The following is a 23,061-nucleotide window of genomic DNA, read 5'->3' as shown; positions in this document are numbered from 1 at the left end:
CGATGCTTTCCATCGTGGCTGTTCCTCCGGTGCCGTGAGGTGCGTGCCTGGGCGCCGCAAGCGCCAAATAACGCCCGCCACGGGCCACTAAGTGCCCCGAGGTCTGCCCGATGGCGCGTGGAACCGGCAGGCCGCCGCGCGAGGGTTGAATCCATGGGTACGAGGGCTGTGATTGCGGGCGGGAGTATGGCGGGGCTGCTGGCGGCGAAGGTGCTCAGCCGCTGGTACGACGAGGTCGTCGTCCTGGACCGGGATGAGCTGCCACTGGAGGCGGTCCATCGCAAGGGCGTCCCGCAGAGCCGGCACGCGCACGGGTTGCTCGCCCGCGGGCATCAGACGATCGAGCGGCTGGTGCCCGGGTTCCGGGACGAGATGGTCCGGCGGGGTGCGGTGACCAACGATCTGCACAACGACGTCCTCTGGTACAACGAGGGCCGCCTACTCAAACGCGCCCCGTCGAACCTGACCGGTCTGCTGGCCGGTCGGCCGCTGATCGAGTCGGTACTACGCGCGAAGGTGACCGAAGTACCGAACATCGTCACGCGCCCCGGTACGACGGTCGACGGGCTGACCGCGGAGAGCGGCCGACTGACCGGCGTACGGATCAATGGTGAGCGTCTGGACGCGGATCTCGTGGTCGACGCGACCGGGCGGAGCAACCGGGGTCCGACCTGGCTGCGCGAGCTCGGGTACGACGCCGCGCCGGAGGACGAGGTCCGGGCCGGAATCATCTACACGACACGGGAGTACCGGCGGGTGCCGGGCGATGTGGATTTCACCGGCGTGATCTCCGGTCACTACCCCGAGAACCCCATCGGCTGCGGAGTCGGAGCGAACGACGGCGACCGCTGGCTGGTGACGCTGGTCGGGATGGAGGACAACCCACCGCCGGCCAAGCCCGGTGCCTTCGAGGACTTCGCGGCCCAGCTCGACGGACCGGAACTGCATCGACTGATCACCCGAGCCGAACCGCTGACCGCCCCGGTCCGCTACCGGATCGGTCCGAGCGTGCGACGCCGGTACGAGAAGGCCAGTCGCCTGCCCGAGGGTTTCGTCGCGGCTGGTGATTCGCTCGTCTGCTTCAACCCGGCGTACGGCCAGGGCATGACCATCGCCGCGCTCGCCGCCGAGCATTTGGCCGAGGTCCTCGAGAACGGCGACGACCAGCTCACCCGCCGCTACTTCACCGGCATGGCCAAGATCGTCGACACCGCCTGGGTCATGTCCGTCTCCAACGACCTGCGCTTCGACACGACCACTGGCAAGCAGCCGCTGGCCTCCCGCCTGCTCGTCCGCTACCTGAGCCGGCTGAACAAGGCAGCTACCACCGACGCCAGGGTGGGCCGTCAGTTCCTGGAGGTCGCCAATCTGCTCGCGGGACCGCCGTCCTTGCTCAAGCCGACGACGCTCTTGCGGGTCCTTCGCTCGAGCTAGCGTCTGCCCAGAGACAGCTGGCAGTGCCGGCGGCGACGTGCTCCTCGTAGATCGTCACCTTGTGGGTGATGACCCGCAGTGACTCCTGCAGGTCCTCGAGCTGCGCAGTGATGTACTCCTGGTGACTGCGGAGCAGATCCAGGCGGGCCTGCTCGTTGCCGGAGCCTTGGCGGACGAGCTCGGTGTACCGGCGGATGGTGTCGAGCGGCATCCCCGACGAGCGGAACTTGATGCACATCGCCAGCCAGTCGACGTCGTCCTCGCTGTAAACCCGTCGCCCGTTCGACTCCCGGCGTACCGGGTCGGCAAGGATGCCTTCCCGCTCGTAGAACCGCAGCGCGTGCACGCTCAGCCCGGTCCGCTCCGCCACCTGCCCGATACTCAGCCCCATGGTTGCGAGCCTACGTCGCCTTGAGCGCAGTCAGCGCCTGATGGACGTCGTCCCGGGTGGAGTAGATGTGGAACGACGCCCGCAGCTTCCCGTCCCGGACGGCCGCCCGGATGCCGGCCGCGGCAAAGGCTTCCTGGGCGCCGGGCCGACTGGTACTGACGATCGCGGAGTTGGACGGCGGCAGCCCGAGCCCGTCGCGGAACTCGTTGGCCAGCTCGAGGTTGTGCTTGTTGATGGTCTCGACACCGATCTGCTCGACCAGTTCGAGGGCCGGAGCAGCACCGACGAAGCAGAACCACGACGGCGACTGGTCGAACTGGCGGGCACCTTCGGCCAGCACCATCCGGTTGCCGTAGTACGACCCGTGCACGTCATCCGCGGCGTACCAATTGGCGGTCGACGGGCGGCACCGCTCCTGCAACCGTCGCGACAGATAACCGAGCGTGGCTCCACGGGGTGACATCAGCCACTTGTAGGTGTGCACGACGAGTGCGTCGATGCCGTCGACGGTGAGCGGCAGCCAGCCCATGCCCTGACTGGCGTCGATCACCACCAGCGCGTCAATCTTCTTGCTGGCGGCAACTACTGCCGCGAGATCCAGTACGGCGCCCGTCGACGACTGGACCGCGCTGACCGCGACCACGTCGATCCCCGGACGGATCGCGTCGAGCAGCTCGGATCCCGGGACGGCGATCACCTCGATCCCGCGGTCCTCGTGGACCTTCCAGGGGAAGACGTTCGAGGTGAACTCGACATCGTCGGTCAAGACTCGCGCGCCGTCCGGCAGTGCGGCCGCGACCGGTGCCAGCGCCGCCGAGACCGTGCTGCCGATGAACACATCCGCAGCCTCCGCACCGAGCAACCGAGCGAACGACTCGCGGGTGCGGGTGGTCGATTCGTCCCACGGCTCCCAGCTGGTCGCGCCTACCCGCCAGTCCCCGAGCGCGGCCTGCAGCGCTTCCCACGCCGGCCGCGGCGGCAGTCCGTACGAAGCGGTGTTCAGCCAGCCGGGCTCAGGGTTCCACAGCTCTTTGTAGTCCACGCCCCCACCTTACGGAGGACTTGACCTAGACAACGCTCTAGCTTCTAGCCTCCGTCCCATGCGCTATCGACCACTCGGCAAGACCGGTATCGAGGTCAGCACTCAGGCTCTCGGAACGATGATGTTCGGAGCGGTCGGGAACCCCGACCACGAGGACTGCATCCGGATCGTCCACGCCGCCCTGGACCAGGGCATCAACTTCGTCGACACCGCGGACATGTACTCCGCGGGTGAGTCCGAGGAGATCGTCGGCAAGGCACTGCAGGGCCGCCGCGACGACGTCGTACTGGCGACCAAGGTGCACTTCGCGCTGGACGACGACAACCCCCGCAACCGGCGTGGCAACTCGCGCCGCTGGATCATCCAGGAGGTCGAGAACAGCCTGCGCCGCCTCGGCACCGACTGGATCGACCTCTACCAGATCCACCGGCCGGACCACACGACGGACATCGAGGAGACGCTCTGGGCGCTCACCGACCTGGTCAGTCAGGGGAAGATCCGCGCCTTCGGTACGTCGACCTTCCCGGCCGAGGAGATCGTCGAGGCGTACCACGTCTCCGAACGTCGTGGGTACGGGAAGTTCCGGACCGAGCAGCCGCCGTACTCGATGCTGAGCCGCGGAGCCGAGCGCGCGGTCCTGCCGACCGCCCGCCGGCTCGGCATGGGTGTGCTGACCTGGAGCCCACTCGCCTGGGGCTTCCTGACCGGCAAGCTCCGCAAGGATCAGCCGATCGACCTCACCACCGGCCGCGCCGCCCTGGCCCCGCACCGCTTCGACCCGGCCCTGCCCGCGAACGCCGCCAAGTACGACGCGGTCGAGCAACTGATCGAGGTCGCCGCGGACAGCGGCCTGTCACTCCCCGAACTCGCGCTCGCCTTCGTCACCACCCATCCCGCCGTCACCGCAGTCATCAACGGCCCGCGCACCATGGAGCAGCTCGACGGCCTCCTCAAAGCCGCCGACCTCACCCTCGACGACAGCACCCTCGACCGCATCGACGAAATCGTCCCACCAGGCACCGACATCTACGACTCCAACGCCGCCTGGCAGTCCCCCGCCCTCACCCCAACCGCCCTCCGCCGCCCAGCTGGCGACCGCTGACCGCCCCGCCACAAGAACTGATATCCGGCGAAGTGGTTGGTGGGCTACTTGCCGGATTGGAGGGCGGTCCAGGTGACCGGGCCTACTACTCCGTCGACGATCAGGGCTCTGGTTCGTTGGTAGTCCTTGGCGGCGGTTTCGGTGGCTGGGCCGAACTGGCTGTCGATGATGACGGTTCGGCCGAGGGCCGCGGTCAAGGACCGTTGCAGGCGGCGGACCGCCGTACCGGTGGAGCCGTTGCGGATGGTCGGTTGGTCGCCGGCGGACAGTAGGGCGGTCCAGGTCTTGGCACCGATCAGGCCGTCGGCGGGGAGGCCGACTCGGGTCTGGAAGGCCTTCACTGCATCGGTTGTTGCGGCGTCGAAGGTTCCGCTGGGTTCGTTCGTACCACCGAGCAGGCACTGCGCGGACCGGACCGCACCACCGGTCGCACCTTGTTGCAGAGCTGGGTACGCCGTGAAGTCCAGGTTGGTGGATGCACAGGTCTGGGTGCTGTTCACGAACGCGGTCGCGGCCGCCTCACCCTTCGTGAGGGCATCGGTCTGGTTCTCGATCGGCACCGACGAGACGCCGGGGAACAGAATGTACGTGACGACCGCGCCGGACACGCCACCCGAGGACGGGTTCGGGTTGATCCCGAGCTGCTGGGCCAGCTTGTAGGACCCCTCGCCGATGATCCCGGTCGGGCCCTGATCACCCACGACGGCGTACGCGACCTTGTCCCCGTAGACGACCGCGGCCACCGTCGCACCGTCGATCCCGGCTGACCGGAAGTTCCAGATCGTGCTCGACAGCGGTACGACGATGAACGGCAGCCCGGCCGAGTTGAGCGGGCGGCCGTCGGACTGGTTCCACGAGGTGTTCGGCTGGAACGAGGGATCGGTGTTCTCGTTGCACTGCGTGGTGCGCTGACCGTCGCAGTCCACATCGAAATCGGCGGTCCAATGCACGGCGTCCCCGGACCGGCAGACCGCGACCGTACGCGATCCGCCGGAGTCGTGCGCATATTTCCCGTTCGACAACTGCGTCTCACACCCGCCGGCACGGGCCTTCAGCTGGGCCGCGGTCGGCCCGGCAAGCTCATCGGCTTGCGAGTCCTGGACCGGAGCCAGCAACGCCAGCCCGGCCACTGCCAAGGCCACCAAACCAACGACAACACGTCTGACCATCTCATCCTCCAGTGGGGCGGTACCGAAGAAACGAAGGTTTTCACCGAGGACGATACAGATGATGGTTAGTTATTAACAGAGGCTCCTCGTGGACACTGGGAGGAGGTCAGTACCTCTGAGGAGTGGAGAGTGCCATGAGTTTCGACAGACCCGGTACGCCGAAGGCAGGGCGTGAGCTCGACTCCGAGGCCGAGGCCGCACCGGAGAAGGAAGGCGTCGAGGTCACCGATCACCAGGTCGACCCTCCGGATCACCCCGGTGAGAAGTCAGCCGGACCGCAGCCGAATCCGCCGCGCCGCTAGGGCCGTTCGAACTGGGTGATCTCGACGCCTGGGCCCACTTCGATGCGGGAGCGCACTCGGTAGCCGCGTGAGGTGTAGAGGCTCACGGCCGGGGTGTTGAGACTGCCGGTGGAGACCCGGCTGACCGGGCGCGGCTCCAGTCCGTCGAGGTGGTCGAGCAGGGCCCGGCCGTGGCCGCGGCGGGCGTGGGCCGGGTCGACGATCAGCCGGCTGATCTCGACCATGCCAGGCTCGAGTTCGTAGGCGATCGCGCCGACCAGGGTTTCGCCGTCGTACCGGCCGAGCCAGTGTTCGGTGGACGCCATCAGCCCGGCCAGATCCTCCTGCAACGGCGGGATCCCGTCGAAGCCGATCAGCGCGGCCTCGACGGCGTACGCGGCGTGCTGAATCGTCAGCAGCCGCTCAGCAAGGGCACGATCCGTGAGGTCGAGTGCGGTGATCACCCGGGTCACGGTAGTTCAGGCGGCGCGCCAATAGCCAAGGGCTTTCACCCGATGCTTGGGCACCTCGAGCTCCTTGACGACGTACGACGTGAGCGCCCGCGTCATCCGGGTGTCGCAGGCAATCCACACGAAGGCGCCGGCCGGATCGTCGATCAGCCCCGGCAACTCGCTCTTGACCCCGTCGACGAACTCCTGGCTCGACAGATTGCGAACCTCATGCCACTCGGGATCGATCCGGAACGGCAGCTCGCGGTCGCCATCGTGCGTCGTCTCGAACCAGATCGTGGCGGGCAACTCAGGCGCCACCCCGAGCAGTGAGTTGATCGCGGGCAACGACGCCGGCGCACCGATCACCAGCATCCGCCCGGGCAGCGGATCAGGCATCGCGAAACCCGTCCCCTGAACGGTCGCGTCGATCGTGTCACCGGGCTGAGCCTTCAGCGACCAGTCGCTCGCGCACCCCTCGTGCAGCGCGAACTCCATGCTGAACGTGCCCTTCCCGACATCCGGATCGACCAGCGTGTACGCGCGCTGATGCGGCTTGCCGTTCTTGTCGAACCACAGCCGCACCCACATGGTCGGATGCACCCCGATCGCCGCGAGCAGCCCGCCGTCGGTGAAGTGCACCCGGCGATACCGCTCGGTGACGTCCTCGGCACCTGTCACGGTGAAGACGAAATCCTTCCCGCGGAAGAGCTTGAGGACCGCGCCTTCCCAGCCGTGCCCCACGGCGTACCTCCTGGCAATTGTCGTTGCGGCGGGTCGCATTCAGTCCATAGGTTGGCTGCGCGAGCCAGGTTTCTAAGTTAATGACGTAACTAAGGCTACCCTAACTTAAGCGAGGCAGTGCGTGAATCCTCAGGTGACCCGCGACGCGTACGGCGTTCCCCACCTGCAGGCCGGTGATCCACTCGCCCTCGTTCACCTCCAAGGCGCGACCACCGCCCACGACCGCGCCTGGCAACTCGAGTACGCCCGGCACCGCCTGAACGGGACGACCGCCGCCTTCCTCGGCCCGGACGCGCTGCCGTGGGACACCTTCGCCCGCCAGGCCCGGCTCGCGGACACCGCTCGCCAGTGCTTCGAGGCCCTCGACGACGACACCCGCGCGTGGGTCACGGCGTACGTCGATGGCGTGAACTCCGCACTGCCGTCAGCCGAGGCTCCCGAGTTCGTGCAGACCGGGCTGACGCCTGGCAAGTGGGAGCCGTGGACACCGCTCGGGATCTGGCTTGCCGTCCACATCCTGTTCGCGGGCTTCCCGGGCAAGCTGTGGCGCACCCATGTCGCGCAGCGGCTCGGCGAGGAGTACCTCCAGCTGTTCACGTCCGAAGGGCCGGGCGCGTCCGGCAGCAACGGCTGGCTGATCCCCGGTTCGGCCACCGTCACCGGCCAGGCGATCATCGCCGGCGACCCACACCGGTACGTCGAGCACCCGGGCGTGTACCAGCAGATCCGGCTCACCTGCCCGTCGTACGACGTACTCGGGCTGGCCGTGCCCGGCATCCCCGGCATCGCGCACTTCGGTCACGCCGGAAAGGTGGCCTGGGCAATCACCAACGCCACGGCCGACTACCAGGACCTGTACGCCGAACAACTCCGCCGGACCGAATCCTCGGTCGAAGCGCTCGGCGCCGACGGTTGGCAGCCTGCGTCACGGCACACCGAGGTCATCGAGGTCCTGGGCGCGGATCCGGTCACGATCGAGGTGATCGAGACCGAGCGCGGCCCGATCATCGTCGACCACGCCGGCCAGACCCTCAGCCTGCGCTACCCACCGCGCGTCCTCAAACGCCTCGGCTTCGAAGCACTCCCTCGGTTGCTTCAGGCAACAACTGTCGGCGAGATCGACGCGGCGCTGGAGGACTGGGTCGAGCCGGTCAACGTCGTCCTCGCCGCCGACACCTCCGGCGGCCTGCTGCATCGAGTCGCGGGTGTGGTCCCGCAACGCCACCAGGCCAACTCGCTGCGCGTCGTACCGGCCTGGGACGCCGCCTTCGCGTGGGACGGCTGGCTCCCGATGCCGCGGGAGGAGGTCACCGGTCCGGTCTCGATGGCGAACGCCCGCGAGATTGCCGCCCCGCTCGGCGTCGAATTCGCCGCACCCCATCGAACGCACCGCATCCAGGAACTACTGGCCGAGCGATCCGACTGGTCGGTCGGCGACATGCCGACCATCCACACCGACACCTATCTCGGTTCCGCCGCGAGCATCCTCGACCGGCTCCCCTCGGCAGGACTCTCCCCCGAAGCCGTTGCCCTACGCACCGAACTCCTCAGCTGGGACCGCCGGATGGACGCGGCCAGCACCACAGCCTCGACGTACGCCGCCCTCCGCAAAGCGATCATCGCCCGCCTCACCGACCGCTTCTCCATCCTCGAGAACCCCGACTGCCCCGAGATCTTCGCGCCCTACCTGGACACCCTCGCCCACGTCTCCTTCGCCCTGGAGAACCTCCTCGAGTCCGCCGACCTGGACATCGCCCCGATCATCCACGCCGCCCTCGAAGACGTAGCCACCGCCAAACCCCGCCCACCCTGGGGCGAAACCCACCAACTAGCACCCCTGCACCCCCTCCGCACCCCCCTCTTCACCCCCACCGAACCCCCCATCGACCTGGCCCTCTCCGGCGACCACCACTGCGTCTGGTCAACCTCCAGCCTCCCCGGCTTCACCGACCTCTGCCTACGAGCCTCCGCAGCCCGCTACGCCTGGGACCTGGCCGACCGCTCCACCAGCGCCTGGATAGTCCCCTTAGGTGCCTCAGGCATCCAAGGCCATCCCAACCACCACGACCAACTGCGGTCCTGGCTCCAGGGCGAGCTGATTCCCGTCAACGACGCAGCCCATCAGGGGCGGTAGGTGGCGAGTACGACCTCCAGGCGCTGCCGCCGGAATCGTCCCGGCTGTTCGTCACGGGTCTGCCGGCCGTCCTCCGTCCAGAACGCCCAGTCAGGTACGTCGTCCTCGCCCACCGGCACGAACTTCAGCACCTCGTCGACCGCGGCGGCGGCCCACCCCAGTCGCTCCGCCCGAGCAATCGGATCGTCGGTCGGCACCCGCGAAGCCAGCTCGTCCGCCAGTGCAAGCCATTGACCGGCGTCGATCAACTCCGACGGCTCCGAGCCACCGAACGCGCCCAATCCGGTCTCCCGTTCCGGCAGTTCGAAGTAGTACTCACGATCGGTGCCGCAGGACGAGCACTCGGTGTCATAGGCAAGCACCAGCTCGCCGATGTCGTCCTGGGCCAATCCATGCTCCCAGTTCATGCTCGTCGTCGCACATCCGTCACAGGGCACGCGCTCCAGCCACAGCAGGGCCTCGTCGTGGGTTCTTGCTACCGGCAACTGACCGGTCATGGGTTCACTCCGATCTCGTGGTCGTGTCCGGACACGTAGACCTCTCCTGGTATCGGGTCCAAGGTCCGTTTGCTGCCCGGGCGATCCGGCTGCTCCGGGTTCAATCCCAGCACCTGCACCGGGATCAACGTGACCTCGTAACTGACGTCGTACCGCACGGACACCATGGAGCCGCCTTCGAAGCGGCTGCGCTCCAACCGGACACCACGTACGTCGGTCGTCTGGTCGGTGATCTGCTCCCCGACCGACACAACCGGCCTGGTACCGACGCCAGGGAACGGGACGGTCGTACTACCGGACGCCGGCAGCAGCCGGCCTCTGGACACCGTCGTACTGGTCGTGCTCTGGGTGCGGTTCACCGCACCTAGCTCGCTGTCCGGGACGGCATCGGTCAGCACCTCCGGGTTCGACGGCACGACGCAGATGACGACGTCCACAACCCGCGACGCCTGCCCTGGTGCAACCAGACCCGGGAAACGATATCCGTCCTCCGTGGCCATCTGGCTGAACGCGGCATGCAGAGCGGACGGCGACAGGTAGTTCTCCAGCTCGGCAACGCGTAGCCGAGCGCCGTCCGGACCCAGCAGTGACCGATGCGCCAGGTCCGCCTTGATTGCTTCCAGCAACCGAGCACCGTCGTGTGGCCCGACCGCCTCGACGAAATACGTCTCGGGCAACTCCACCGGCTTGCCGTCACCGGTCCGGACGTCGGGTGTCGCGCGGGGTGTGAGGTACCCGGTCGGCACCAGCTGAATCAGGTGGCCGGTCAGCGCCACCGTCTCCGTGCGCGAAGTGCCAGGGCGCGTGTCGGTGGGTTGAAAGGCCTGACGGACACGGCCGCTCGTCGGCGCTGCCGTCGGGTTGTGCACAACCTCGATGTGCAGGATCAACCCACGTCGCAGCCGGGTCACACCGCCGAAGGTCGCCATTCGCTCCAGCCGGGTCTGCTGCTCCCCGAAGCTGTGGCTCACCGATTCCGCCCGGTCGGTCTGCACTGTGGGGTCCGCGCCACTCTCGAGCGATCCGTTGACCCCTCCACCGAGCGACCGACCACGACCACGAGTCGCGCTGCGATCGCCGTACAGATAGCGCTGGACGATACTGATGGTGGTCTTGCTTTCGCCCAGCTGTGCACCGCTGGTGCTGAGCTCGGCGCGGATCCGCACGGTGACCCGCTCGGGAACCAGGGTGCCGGGACGCTGCACCGGGAAGCTGCGGGTGAATCCGTTCGGCGCCAGCATGTCGTCCAGCCTGCCCCACCACCGTTTGCCCGCCAGGTCACCGAACCAGGCCTCTGCGATGGTCGGATCATGCTCGAACTGCACGCCTAGCCTGTTTCGGAGCACAGCCTGCACCGCATCGAGGACGGTCCCGTCCAACTCGGCCGCTTCGATCAGACTGGATCCGAGACTGTGTTTGTACTGCGGCGGCACGGGGACGATCGGCAGGTTCTTACCTTCGACGTCGAAATCGGCCAGGATGTCGTCGAGCCGGGCCCGCGCCGGGAAGAGCGGATTGATCCTGGGCACGCCGAGCTTGGCGAGCAGCCGGGCCGGTCCGTGCCGGTCCCACAGCCGAGGCAGACCGGAGCTCTTGGCGGGTTGAGGGCCATTCGTCAACGCGGCCCGATAGGCGCGGATCAGTGCGGTTGCAGTCCGCCGGTCCAGCGTCAACGAGCCGTTGAGGTAGCGCTCGACCGCGTCCGCGACCTGCTGCAGCGGCAACGCCAACTCGCCTTTCGCGTAGAACCCCAGCGCATCACGCTCCGCGATCTGGAACACCAAGTTGCCCGTGTCCGCGTGATCCGCCACCTGCCGGGCCCCGTCCGTCACGTTCAGCGAAAGGTCCGCAGCGGCCGCGAAGACATAGTGCCGGCCGACCTCGATCGTCAGCCGCTCCACGCCCCAGATGGCCTGGTCGGCTCTGGACGCCGACGTCGTACCGCCGATCGACGCCGACAGGCCGGCGCCCTGTGCCGCTGCTTCGTCGTTCGGGTTGCCGTCGACCGCGGCCGACTCCGACAGCGAGGTCGATCGCGAGCTGGACCATCCGGTCACCGTTCCATGGTTGCCCATGGCAAAGTTGATGTCCCCGGCCACACCGTCGGTCACCCCGATCAGAACCGCGTCGCGGACGACTCCGGTGATACCGAGGGTGTAGCGCTGCGAGGTCGGTCCGTGCCCCGAGACGATCACGCCGGTCCGGTACGGCGTCCCGGACCATTCAGGATGCGCGACCAGGTTCCTGGGGTTGAGGAACGCGGCCGCCAGCCGTCGAGCAGCCGGATCGCGCAGCAACTGCGCGGGCAACGCGGCCAGGAGATCCGGCGCTCGGAGGGCCAGCACGGTGGCCCGGTCGAGCACCGCCTGCCGGACCGGTCCCGGCGACGTACTGGCCTCGAACACGTCCTTGCTGTACGGCAGCAGATCGCTGTCGAGAAGGACTCGCGCTGTCCCGGTCCCCTCATGAAGAACTGTCTCGGCGCCCTGTCCGACCTCGGTGACGACCAGCCGGTGGGCGATCTCGAAGACGGCCAGCGGCGACGTGCTCTCCACCAGAGTGACCTGGTTGATCGTCCCGCCGCTGAGGAATCCGAGCGTCCGCCCGAAGGCCGAGCGGCTCCACGAACCTCCCGCCGATCCACCGGAACCGTCGTCATCGGTCGGATCCTTGATCCCCAGCGGCTTCGCCGCCCAGGGCACTGCCTTCGACCGGCTCCCGGGCCTGCCGGCGCTGTCCGAGCCGATGTTCAACGTCACCATCGCCTCGTCCGAGGTGATGCCGATGGGCCGTACCCCGTCGAGCTCCTGCATCAGGTTGATCCGCAGTGTCACCGTCTCGGTCGGCATCCGGGTACGAGGCCGGGTCAGGGTGATCGGCAACCCAGTTTGTACGGCGGCGTCGTACCCGGCCTCCAGGCGCTGGATCGAGAGCTGGGCAACGAGCTCTTCGAGGTTCAGGAGCTGGCCGTGCCGCTCCACTGGATCCTTCGTCAGCCGCGCCATGTCGATCGTGCCATCGGGCCGCAACGGCGGCAGGAAGCCCCGTTCGGTCAGGCCTCCGATGATGTCGGCGAGTGCCTCGCTTCCGCCGGTCACGTCCTGCACCAACGCGGGCCCGACTCCGACACCCGGCTGAGCCCAGGTCGGCAGCTCCAACTTGCGCCCGGGAATCAGCTCGGCGATCTGCTCCGGAGTCCGGCTGCCGGGCCGGACGTCACCACGGACCACGGTCCGACCGTTGCTATCGACAACCACCTGCCCCTGGCGATCACGCACCAGTGCTGTCTCGGCGACCGGCAGGCCGTGGTGGAAGGCGTCGTTCAACCGTAGCCTGACCAGGGCCTCGCTGTTGCCGGGGACTGCGCCGATCCGGTGCCCGCCGAGGACCAGCACCACCTTGTGCTCCAGCACCATCCGGTATCCCTGGGTCGGGCCGGTGAACCGGTGGACTCCGACCTGGATCGCCGTACCGCCCACACTTTGCGCTTCGCCACGCGACGCGGATTTGCCGATGCCGGCCTCGGCTTTGAACTCGGATGCATCATCCAGGGTGGCCGGCCCGACTTCGGGCGTGACCTTCCCGTCGGCACTCGTCCCGTAACCTGCTTGCCCGGACACAGTGGTGAAACCGACCCGCACACGCTCCTGCCAATGCGTCGCACTTTCCGCACCGACGAGTTCGGCTTCTTCGTAGCGGACCGTCGTCCTGATCTCGACATGCCCGATCGGTACGCCGTCGGCCTGCAACGGCTGGATGATCACGCGCTCGGTCGATTCGGCCAACCGTCCGGCCAGGTCATGGGTGATCGCTTCCTGGATCTGCTGGCGAACGTTCTCCGCCGCCTTACCCAAGCGTTGCAGGCGACCGCGGAAGACGGTCGTGACGGTGTCGGACAGCTCCTGCAGACCGGTGATCGAGCTGACCAGGGCATCGGGGAACCTGCCCTGCGGCTTCCGCCCGGATGTCTCGGTGGCGGTCGCGGCCGGGACCGTATAAACATGGGAGACCCAGCCACGGATTTCACCGGTCCGATCATCGGCGACGACGGTGCGCCAGCGGACGGTCTCCGGGGTACGGACATCGATCCGCCAGCGGCCCTCGCCCTTGTACAGCAGGGATTCCCCACGGTTGTCCTCGACCGCGCCGTCCTGCGCGAACTCGGCCGCGGTACCGGAGACCGCGAGGCTCCGGCCGAACGACGTACCGAAGCGCGCGCTGATGAATTCGCCGGCTCCCGCAAGCGTCGGGATCTGGTCGATGAGAAGCCGGGTGAGGTCGCGCAGCGACTGGTCGACGCCCAGACCGATCCGGCTGGTGGCCGTCGTTCCCAGGCGCCGACCGCGCTGCGGCATGACGCCGGCCATCATCTCCGACGAGGTGACCGGCGGTCGCAGGACCTCCTGCAGTTCGGAGACGGACAGCGTGATCCGCAGCTCCGCCGTACCGAACCGGAGTACGGCGCCCTCGGGTGTGACGAGTCGGCCGAACTCGGCACTCAGCCTGTTCTGCAGACTCGCGGCGGTGACCCGGTGCTCGACGCCCAGGCTGGCGAGCTCCTCGTTCACCCGCTCGGCGAGACTGCTGATCTGCGGCAGCGCACCGGTCGGCATCATGTTCGGCAGCGCGATCTGCGGCGGTGCCAGGGCAGCGATCGCCTGATCGTATTCGGCCCGCAGAGCGGTCAGCTCCGCCATCTGCTGGGGCAGTTGATCGGTTGTCGCCGCAAGCAGCCGCTCGTACATCGTCTGCAGCCGCGCCGCCTGATTTTCCGCCTTCCCATAAGCCTTGGCACGTTCCTGATGCCACCGCGCCAAGTCCCTCTGCTTGACAGACTCGGCAAGCTTCTCCCGGATCCTCGCGAAACGACCCTGATCGCGGTTCCGCCCAGCCGCCCGGGCCTGCCGCTCAGCCTTCCGCGCAGCCTTCTCGGCCTTTTTGGCAGCGTCCTCCTTGTCCGCGCGATGCGCTTTCAGGTCTGTCACTTGATGAGCCAGCCGATGCGCCTCCTGCCGAAGATCGACTCCGGCCAGCTCCGGAGGTCCGGCCCAGGGCGCCGACGGCGAGGTATGGCGTTGACGCTCGATCGCCTTGGCCAACCCTTCAATGTCCTTCCGAAGGAGCTCCTCTGCGGCGCGATCCTCAGGCCGCCCAGTCCGATCCGCCTCCGTCTTCGCCTCACCCCACAGCCGGGCCAGGAACCGATGCTCGTTGATCTGCGCCTCGATACAGGCATCGACAACGGCGCCGGTGATCTGGGACAGCACTTGCCGTACCCGGCTACCGACACCGTGTCCGTGGCGGTGCAGTGCATGGAAGGCGTGACTGATCTCGTGCACCCACACGCGGGCGAGTTGGTCGTTCGCCACGCCAGGCGCGATCCGCACGACGTGCGGATCGGCCGCCGTACCGGAATGCAGGTACGTCGCAGCCATCCGCCCACGCCGAACCCGGCCGACCTCGACCCTGAAGTGCTGCGCGTCGGCCTCGCCGGGACGAGCGACCACGAGTTCACCGACCCGCTTCGGCGCCGCCTCGAGCAAGCCGCCGAAGTCCTCCTTCTTCGTGCCGGACACCGCATCCAGTACGACGGATGTGTCGAGCACACCCTCACTTGCCGGGCGGCCGCCCCTGACGAACCGGGTACCACGCACCTCACGCCCGTAGTGCGGACCGCCGGGCGGTTTAGGCGCCGGGTTGAGCGCCTGCTGGATCGCACTGCGCGGCGGGGTGATCGTTGGCAGCGGGAAGCCGTTCTGCTGTCCCTGCTCCCGCCAGAGCTCATCGAGGACACCAAGACGCTCGCTGAGCTCCTGCTCAAGCAGACCGATCGAGTCCGGAGTCCCATGCTGCGCGTGGTGCTCCAGCGCATCGAGCGTGTCGAGTACCTGCTCCATAGCGACCAGCCGCTCGAACAGCTTGGGCTTGTGACCAGGCTGGCCGGCCAGCTCACGGACGGCCTGGTTGATCGCGTACCGGATCTGGTCGGGCCGAGTGGTGATGGCCGGCAGAACCACGGCCGGCGCGTCCTGGGTGCGGGCCAGAAATACCTCGGCTCGAATCGTCATCTGGGTGACGAGGTAGCGGACCATGGCTCGCTGTTCCAGGGTCTTGCGTGGATCGGCCTCCTGCTTGGCACGAGCAGCGGCCACCTCGTCCTTGCGATTCAGTTCGGCGCGACGGAAGCCGTACCTGGCGAACGGCGTACCGGCGATTGCTCCGACCGCACCCGCAACCGTGACCACCACGCTGTTCCAGGCGAGGCCGAGCTGCCAGTTGAGCAGCAGCGTGCCGCCGACCCCACCGATCGAGGCCAGGACCACCGGGATCGAGTAGATCAGGGGCGAGCGCTGGCCGAACGGGCGAGCACCGTCCGGCCCGTGCGGCGGCAGCGGGAATCCTGCCCGCTCCCCCGCCCGTACGCCGAGGTCCGGAGCCAGACCGGCGATGGCTTCGAGGAGGCGCACCCGCTGCTCGAGAATTCCGTACCAGGGCCGGAGATCGGCGACCGTCCGGGCGCCCTGGGCCGCCTCGCGCTCGACCGCGTCGTAGGTCTTCTGCTCGTCACTGGCCGCCTCTTCGAGGTTCAGGAACCGCATCTCGCCGAACGCACCCAGGACACCGGTGGGAAGGACCGGGCCGAGAGCGCCGATCAGGTGCTCGATCTGGGCGCCAAGCACTCGAGACAGTTCGGTCGGATCACTGACGTCCTTCGCCTCGTTCAGGAAGTACCGCCGGGCCGCCGACGAGATGCCGTCGATACCCTGGACAACGGCATGCACCCAGAACGGCGGCATCTCACGCCTTGTCTCGGCAGCGGCCGGATCGGCCGGCCCGCGCGGCGCCCGCGGGCTGGATTGCGGTTGCCCGGTAAGTACCGACAACGCGCGTTCAAGGCGGCCGTGGAGCTCCGTGAAGCTCCCCACGACCAGGTTGTCCAGCGAGTGGGGATCGGTCAGCCGCGCCTCGGTCGAGCGGTCGACCCGGCTCAGGCGGTAGTCCAGCTTCCTGGAATCGACCAGCTTCTCGGTGAGCCATTTCGCCAGTGCCGAGGCGCTGATCACCAGGAGCGACGACATGGCCGGGACACCGTGCCATTCCAGTACGCCGACCACCGCCGCCGTGCTCAGCGACGAAACGCCGTACCGGATCGTGTAGTTCCACAGGCTAGTTGCTCGTGGCAACTTTTTCAGCCCGCGCCGGGCACCGTGTACGGCATCGTCGAGCAGCCCGCGCAGGCCCTGGTTCCGCTGGTCCCGGGCGGCCCGGTCGGCGTCGTACGCCGGTTGCCGGCCGACCTCCTTGCGCCCGTCCAGCCACCGCTCCATCAGGCCGCCGACGAGCGCGTTGGTCAGCGCCGGCACGAAGATCCCGATGCCCATGAGCGGGTTGCCGGTGACAATGGCCGTCGTGACGGCGATCACCGTGTTGGTCAGACCGGTCCCGCGCAGTGCCTTCGCCTCGTACGCCGCTACGCTCGCCCGCTCGTCCTTCAGCGATTTGCCGGTGTCGAGCAGGACCGCCAGATCCCGCTCGCTCTTGGCGAGCAGCGTTCGGAGGATCTCGGCCGAGCGTTGGTCGTTGCGCAGTCCCATCTGCGTCAGCAGCTTCGTGCCATCGATCCGCTGCAGTGCCGCCTGCAGGAAGTCGATGCGCCGGAGGGCTTTCATCACCTCGCCACGGTGCCGCAGCTCCGCCCGGTCACCGATGTCCTCAATGATCTGAACGGCGTTCACCCGGGGTTGCGTCGCCGGCCCGAAGACCTTTGCCCCCTCGACAGTTGTTCCGCGGCCGAGTAGAGCCACCGTTTCGGCGATCACCCTGGCGAGCACCGGTGCGACATCACCTGGCCCCATCTGAGTGGAGAGGACCAGGGCCAGCACAGGCCCGTTGTGTTCGAACACCAGCGAAGACTCCGCCCACAGCTCGGTCGCTGTGTGGCCGACGCTCAACGTCAGCCGGAACTCCTCCGTGCCCGAGATCTTCACCCGGTAGATCCCGGGGCGATCCTCGATGGGGTTGGCGATTCGGGTGACGCGCTCGATCCCCGCCGCTGCCCACACGCCCGCGCTGATCAGCTCTCGCTGGGCGACGTCGTTCACGACGAACCAACCGAGGTTGTACGCGCCCCGGCCAAGGATCCCCCGCGCCAGCCGGCCCACGATGCCGGGGCGGCTCGATGGTGGCACCACCGGGGCCTCGGACAGCACGACGGGCGCCGCGATCTCGAACGGCAGCGAGGCGGCCAGCGTGTTGAGGTCAACGGCCGAATGCATCGTGACCGTGCCGTTCGGCGCGGTCAGCGAGACCGTGTAGCGGAACTTCTCGATCGCGCTGGTCGGGCTCGGGAGCTTGGTGAGCGCGAGTGTTGCGGTGTGCCCTGTCGCGATCAGCGCACCGAGGCGGGTCTCGAGCATCTGGAACGCGGCCGGGTCGAGTGTCACGCCGAGGGCCATCAGCCCCGACGTACCGAAGAAGCTCCAGCCCACCGGACGCTCGTTCATCAGCGGTACGCCGTCCAGCCCGGCCGCGGCGGCAATCGCGCGCATCATCGCCGGCACCGCGTCAGGGATCAGCTTGCGCAGCTCGGCGATGACAGACTCGCCTGTCATGACCGGGCCAATGGGACGCGCGATGACGTTCTCCCCGAACGACCGCACCCGACGCGTCCCCACCCTGCCGCCGTCGAGCTCCTGCCAGGCAGTGCTGTCCGACGTCTGCTGCCTCGGCCCGTGAATCCCTTGCTTCTCCAGCGATTGCTGAAGCCCTTCGATCTCCACCTGAAGGTTCCGCACGAACTGCAGGTCGTCCTTGTTCCCGGTCCGAGCAGCGATCACCCTGGCCACGTCCAGCAACCGCTGAAGGAACCGGTGCTCGTTCACCTGCGCCACCAGACAGGCGTCCTCGAACGGACCGGTGTGTCCCTCCGCCCTCAGCTTCTGGTTGGACATCTCCTTCAGCACATGACTGATCTCATGCACAACGGCCCGGGTGAACTGATCGGTGCGCAGACCCGCCTCGATCGTCGTCTCATGCGGGCTGCCGTCGGTGCTCAGATCGGTGTGGGCAACACTGTCGCCCTGGACACTGCCGAGGCGCAGCCGAAACGTCTTCCGCCCGAGGTTCGGTGTGTCAACCACCATGACATCTCCGAAGGTCTGCACCCGCCCCTTGATCAGACCGCCGAAGTCACTCTCCTGCGCCGCCTGCGCTGCCCCCATCAGCTCCTGCTCATCGGCCGGTGGCCGCCCGGTCTCCCGGCTCGTCCCATCGAACCCCGGCTGGTTCGGCGCATTCACCCCGGTCGGCTTAGGGCCGATCCGTAGGTTCGACATGTCGTACTCGGTGATCTCGATGCCCTTGGCAATGATCTTGCCGCCGGCGAACTCCACCTTCGCCTTGACCACCAGGTACTGCAGGTTGCTCTGCTTCGCCTGCACCTCCATCGCTGCGATGAGATCGGCCGCGGTGTGGATCGGCCTCGCCAGCTCCGCCCGGACCGGACGCGTCGAGTACCGCGGCGGTCCGTCGTACTCGGCGTGTGAAGGAAGCTCGACCCGCTCGACGGCAAACCCGTCCAGTACGGCGACCGGCTCCGCGGCGCGGCCATCGACATCCGCACGGATCTCGGACAGCAGGCTGTTCAGGTACTCCTCGTGGCCCTGGAGATAGCTCACCAGATCCAGACCCTTACGCGAGACCAGCCTGCCGAAGATCCCCTTCGCCTCGACGACGACGAAACCCTGGATCTCCCGGGTGACCTTGTCGACGCGGATGTAGAGCTGGTCCATCCGCCCGGAGCCGCCGTTGTTCTGGAAGAACACTCGATAGACGTCCTGCGTCAGGTGGTTCGGGTCGCTCCGCAGCCAGCGCAGCATCGACTCCGCGAACGCCTCGCCGACCCGCTCCCCCCAGATGGACGACCGCTTCCCGTCGGTCGACTTCACCATCGGTCGCTCCGCGAGAATCGCATCCCGCTCGGCCTCGGTCAGGCTCTGCCAGACGCGGTGGTCGTTGGGCGTCATCCAGAGCTCGACCGGATCCTGATCAGTCGTGGTCGCGCTGTCGTTCCACAACTCGGCAACAGACTGCCTCGAGGCGAGCTCGGCCGCAGTGAACCCGAAACGCGAACTACTGAAGAGAGCGACGACCTTGCTGAGCACGGTGCCCGCAACAACCTCGACATCCTTCGGAACGAAGTTGCCCTCCGCGTCCATCGTCACAGCGGGGACGTCGACTCGGAGAACCTGTCCATCCGACGTACGCGCCGGAAAGTTCTCCCGCCCCGGCCGGTTCTTGCCGTGGAGCCGGACCTGACCAGTGTGCTTTCCCGTCCGCGGCCGCTGGTAGTAGTGCTCCCGCAGCACCTTGGCCAGCAAAGTCAGTCTGCCGTGTCCGTCCCGGGCGTTCAGCATCTCCAGGAATCTCAGCTGCGCTTCCAACGGCAGCCCGTTCCGCCCCGCCGGCATGCCGGCCGATACCTCGACCATGCCGATCTCCTGCGTCCCCGCAAGCTCCTGATGCGCCTCGACCCGCGCCTGCACCCACTCGTCCAACAGCGCCAGTTCTTGCTCCCGCTGGTCCGCCACTGCCCGATCCTCAGGCAGCCCACTCTGCTCAGCTGCCTCCCTGGCCTCCGCCGCCTGATCCGCGACCAGTCGCCGGACATCCTGCTCGGCCTCGATACACAGATCCTCCGTGTGCTCGTGCGTGTGCTCGCCTGCCTGCGCCCGCATCGCCTCCCGCACCGCATGCCCGATCTCATGCACCCAAGCCCGAGTCCACTGCCCGCGCTTGACCCCAGGGTCGATGCGCGTCCGATGCAGTCCGCCGTCCTCCGCAACCTGGGTACGCGCCGCGTTCTTCCCTTCGACCGGCTTCACCTCAAGCGTGAACTCGTACGTCTTCCCATCCTTCGCCTGCGCCACAACCCGATCCCCAACCACCACAGGATCCGCTGTCAGCAACCCGCCGAAGTGCTCCTTCGTAGCCCCCTCCGCAGCCGCCAGAACCTCCGCCTTCTCAGGCACCACCTCCACCGGCCCTCGAACAAACCCCGGTCCCTCCGGCGCATGCACAACCTGCGCCTCCACCTCGTGCGGATCAGCCGGCACCTCATCCGCGTTCTCCGCGCCAGGCTGCGTTTCCGCTACCGACTGATCGGCGTTCGCGTCGTGGTCGGCGACCTCCTCGGCGGTCGCATCGTGCGATGGTGAATGAGGATCCTCGTCGAGCGATCCGCGTTCCTCGGCCTCCTGGCCCTGCTCGAGCCCGTCCTGCTCATCCTCCGGCGACGCCTTCCGGGATCGGCTTGCGTCCTCGACCGGTCCCGGCTTGCTGTCGCCCTTTCCACCCTGCTCAGACCCGGCAGTTCGGTTGCCCTGAGCAACCCTCTGCTCGGCGCCGATCAAGCCACCTCCGTGGTTGGCCCAGCCCTGACCAGGTAGCAGGGCACCGTTCTGCTCCGGTCCGGCCTCGACCGGTGCATCCACACCTTGCGGGCCGCCCTGTACGTCGCCACCCTGCGAAACCGTGTGATTCGCCGGAGCCCCCAGATCCTGCGCGCCGCCCTCCACATCTGGCGCAGCCTGCGGACCTCCGTCGGAGGCAGGTGCTACCGACCCTTCCCCCGCGGCAACCTCTTCCGCAGCTGGAGCCTGATCGACCAGATCGTCCGTTCCGGTGGACGGCTGATCGCTTGTCTGCGACGTGTCCGACTCCGCACCGGGATCACTGACATCGTCGGCCACTGGCTGCTGTGCATCATCGTGATGCCCCGCGGCGCCCGGCCTCGTCGTGCCGGGGTCACCGGCTTGCGTCGTACCTACCGACTTTCCACCCAGACCGTGGTCGCCACCCAGGTGACCATGCCCAGTTCCCGTAGCACCCTGCGCACCCCCAGCCAACCCAGGCGCTGCAGCCGACGCCACGTTCCCGCCCGTGGATGACGCCTCGCTCCCGGTCGGAGCCTGCGCCCCCTGCGGACTCGCCACCTCCCCTGGCGGCGGACCCGGCGGATTCGTATCCGGCGGGTCCGAAACCAGATCCGTTGTGGTTGCCTCTGCCGTACCCGTCGAGTTCCCGTTCTCAGAGGCAGGTGTCAACGCGCGAGTCAGGCCTTCACCGGCGACATGGCCGAGATCATGCGAAGCCACCCGCGTTCCAGCCAGCAAACCAGCCCCGAGCCCTTGCTCGACCAGAGCCTTCACATAGTCCTGGGTCCAGGGATTCTTGCCATCAGCAACTGCTTGCACAAAGGTCCCGGACACCGGCGACGTGATCCCGTTGCTGACCATGGCCTCGACGGTCCGGCCCACCGATTCGGAGATCTCTCGCGGCGCGACGATCCGAGCCGGCCGCGCGATCGCTCGCCCCAGCGGAGCAACGACCGGCGTCAGCGCCACACCGAGTGCAGCCGACGGCGCCGACAGCCACACCTGCCGCCAGTCGATTCCGTCCGGCCTGGCGTTGCGCGCCAGGTCGAGCAGATTCCCGGTGAGGGTGATGGCCGGCTCTTCGAGCGCCTGCCCTGCCACCGCAGCGACGAACTTGGGCATCCTGCTCACGAATCCGGCCAGCCTCGAGGCTATCGACGACACGAAGCCGACGAGCCTCGCCGCCATCTCTGACAGCTGCCGCGCCCGGACCCAGCTCCCGAACGGCTCGGGAATCCCGAAGCTCAGGGCGAACGCTACCCCGTTGGCCATCAGCTCCGCATAGATCTGATTCTTGATCTGGATAATGCTCCGGCCGTACTCGGCGGACAGGGCGGCGAGATTCCGCATCCCCTTGACCAGCTCGCCGATCCCGTTCCCGGGCCCGTTGAGGCGGATGTCGATCTTCTGCTGGAGGAGCAGTCCGTAGATGTCGCGCCATGGTCCGGTCAGCCCCGTGTTCGCGGTGGTTGCTGCTGCGACCTTCTGCTCGAGCAGACCAGCGGCCTCGTTCCAATGAGCCTCGAGGCGGAAGGCTGCGTCCTCGTCGACCCAGATCGGGAACGTGGTGTCGATGGCCTTGCGGAGCCAGGGCCACAGGATGCTCGTCGGTTCGGGTATCACGGCAAGGTCCGGTTCGCTCCCGGAACCTTCATGGCGTCACCCATCGCTCCGAAGGTGGCGACGTACCGTGCGACGATCGTGCGGCCCTTTCCGACTGCTTGCACCACGGTCGGACTCACGTTGGCGGCACCGGAGCTCAGATCGGGCTCGGCCAAATTGTAACTGTCCCGGAACTGCTTGCTGACATCATCGAAACCGGTCTTCGCAACGATCTCGTCCTGCCTGATCGCGGAGCTCAACCGGGACCATTCATTGGTCCAGTCATCCATCGGCTGCTGGATCGCGTCGAGGACCTTGCTGGTGGGGCCGGGCAACATGTGCATCCTGCTGCTGAGGCCCGCGTCGCTCATACCGGCCGCCCGGTGCTGCGCATCTGCTCGAGGTGGGCCAGCCACGGGCCGAAGGCAGGATCATCGCCGATCGCCAGGGACCCCGGCGGGGAGCCTGCAACCAGTACCTCCAGGGCCGCATGGCGTGCCCGCGTCCGTGCTTCACCGACTGCCAGGACGATCTCCGCCGCCAGCTCCTCGGGTCCGAGCTCCCGGTACACCCGCGGGTCCAGCACCAGCTCGGTCAGCTCACCCTGACCGGTCACCGTGGCCTCGATCAGATCGTCACCGGCGGTCGCCGTACCGGATGCTTCAGCCGCCGCGAGCTGTGCTTTCCTGGCGTCCTGCTCAAGCTGTTCGATGTCGGCCAGCAAGCCAGGTCGGGGTGTACGGGGATACTCCATCCTGAGCCTCCGGGGTATGGGTGCGCG

Annotated in this window: 13 protein-coding genes; 4 read left to right on the top strand and 9 right to left on the bottom strand. The window is 67.7% G+C overall.

From position 1 onward, the window contains the following. Positions 1-153: 153 nt before the first annotated feature. A complete protein-coding gene (locus tag ACFCV3_RS08275; protein WP_376027499.1) occupies positions 154-1,434 on the top strand; it encodes an FAD-dependent oxidoreductase in 1,281 nt (426 codons plus the stop codon). Here ACFCV3_RS08275 and ACFCV3_RS08270 read toward each other — a convergent pair. Together ACFCV3_RS08270 and ACFCV3_RS08265 are read right to left on the bottom strand one after the other, a co-directional pair. Then, positions 1,394-1,825, bottom strand: a complete 432-nt coding sequence (locus tag ACFCV3_RS08270; protein WP_376027496.1) for a MerR family transcriptional regulator — start codon at positions 1,823-1,825, stop codon at positions 1,394-1,396. The genes ACFCV3_RS08275 and ACFCV3_RS08270 overlap by 41 nt on opposite strands. A gap of 10 nt (positions 1,826-1,835) precedes the next feature. Further along, positions 1,836-2,867 carry an aminotransferase class V-fold PLP-dependent enzyme gene (locus tag ACFCV3_RS08265; RefSeq protein ID WP_376027493.1) on the bottom strand — a complete coding sequence of 344 codons (1,032 nt, stop codon included), beginning with the start codon at positions 2,865-2,867 and terminating at the stop codon, positions 1,836-1,838. Positions 2,868-2,925: 58 nt separating this feature from the next. On the opposite strand from ACFCV3_RS08265, the gene ACFCV3_RS08260 reads away from it, so the two are divergent. Further along, positions 2,926-3,969 carry an aldo/keto reductase gene (locus tag ACFCV3_RS08260; RefSeq protein WP_376027490.1) on the top strand — a complete coding sequence of 348 codons (1,044 nt, stop codon included), beginning with the start codon at positions 2,926-2,928 and terminating at the stop codon, positions 3,967-3,969. Between the two features lie 44 nt (positions 3,970-4,013). On the opposite strand, the gene ACFCV3_RS08255 is transcribed toward ACFCV3_RS08260, so the two are convergent. Next, positions 4,014-5,138, bottom strand: a complete 1,125-nt coding sequence (locus tag ACFCV3_RS08255) for a peptidoglycan-binding protein (protein ID WP_376027487.1) — start codon at positions 5,136-5,138, stop codon at positions 4,014-4,016. A gap of 134 nt (positions 5,139-5,272) precedes the next feature. Between ACFCV3_RS08255 and ACFCV3_RS08250 the strand changes: the two genes are divergently transcribed. Beyond that, the gene (locus tag ACFCV3_RS08250) at positions 5,273-5,440 is read left to right on the top strand and encodes a hypothetical protein (RefSeq protein ID WP_376027485.1); all 168 of its coding nucleotides are present in this window, start codon (positions 5,273-5,275) and stop codon (positions 5,438-5,440) included. Here ACFCV3_RS08250 and ACFCV3_RS08245 read toward each other — a convergent pair. Further along, positions 5,437-5,883 carry a GNAT family N-acetyltransferase gene (locus ACFCV3_RS08245; RefSeq protein ID WP_376027483.1) on the bottom strand — a complete coding sequence of 149 codons (447 nt, stop codon included), beginning with the start codon at positions 5,881-5,883 and terminating at the stop codon, positions 5,437-5,439. The two genes, ACFCV3_RS08250 and ACFCV3_RS08245, sit on opposite strands and share 4 nt — an antisense overlap. Before the next feature lie 15 nt (positions 5,884-5,898). Then, the gene (locus ACFCV3_RS08240; protein ID WP_376027481.1) at positions 5,899-6,612 is read right to left on the bottom strand and encodes a siderophore-interacting protein; all 714 of its coding nucleotides are present in this window, start codon (positions 6,610-6,612) and stop codon (positions 5,899-5,901) included. Between the two features lie 121 nt (positions 6,613-6,733). Here ACFCV3_RS08240 and ACFCV3_RS08235 point away from each other — a divergent pair, with 121 nt between their 5' ends. Beyond that, on the top strand, positions 6,734-8,746 hold the full coding sequence (locus ACFCV3_RS08235) for a penicillin acylase family protein (RefSeq protein ID WP_376027479.1): 2,013 nt from the start codon (positions 6,734-6,736) through the stop codon (positions 8,744-8,746). Here ACFCV3_RS08235 and ACFCV3_RS08230 read toward each other — a convergent pair. The 4 genes from ACFCV3_RS08230 to ACFCV3_RS08215 are packed head-to-tail and all read right to left on the bottom strand — an operon-like array spanning position 8,734 to position 23,034. Continuing rightward, entirely contained in the window at positions 8,734-9,243 is a 510-nt protein-coding gene (locus ACFCV3_RS08230) for a hypothetical protein (protein WP_376027477.1), read from the bottom strand. The two genes, ACFCV3_RS08235 and ACFCV3_RS08230, sit on opposite strands and share 13 nt — an antisense overlap. Continuing rightward, a complete protein-coding gene (locus ACFCV3_RS08225; RefSeq protein WP_376027475.1) occupies positions 9,240-22,301 on the bottom strand; it encodes a hypothetical protein in 13,062 nt (4,353 codons plus the stop codon). Before ACFCV3_RS08225 ends, ACFCV3_RS08230 begins: the two co-directional genes overlap by 4 nt. Then, positions 22,298-22,651 carry a hypothetical protein gene (locus ACFCV3_RS08220; RefSeq protein WP_376027473.1) on the bottom strand — a complete coding sequence of 118 codons (354 nt, stop codon included), beginning with the start codon at positions 22,649-22,651 and terminating at the stop codon, positions 22,298-22,300. Before ACFCV3_RS08220 ends, ACFCV3_RS08225 begins: the two co-directional genes overlap by 4 nt. Next, on the bottom strand, positions 22,648-23,034 hold the full coding sequence (locus tag ACFCV3_RS08215) for a YbaB/EbfC family nucleoid-associated protein (RefSeq protein ID WP_376027470.1): 387 nt from the start codon (positions 23,032-23,034) through the stop codon (positions 22,648-22,650). Before ACFCV3_RS08215 ends, ACFCV3_RS08220 begins: the two co-directional genes overlap by 4 nt. Positions 23,035-23,061: the final 27 nt, after the last annotated feature.

Source organism: Kribbella sp. NPDC056345, from assembly GCF_042262745.1.
Taxonomy (GTDB): domain Bacteria; phylum Actinomycetota; class Actinomycetes; order Propionibacteriales; family Kribbellaceae; genus Kribbella.
This window is presented reverse-complemented; position numbering and strand designations above follow the sequence as displayed.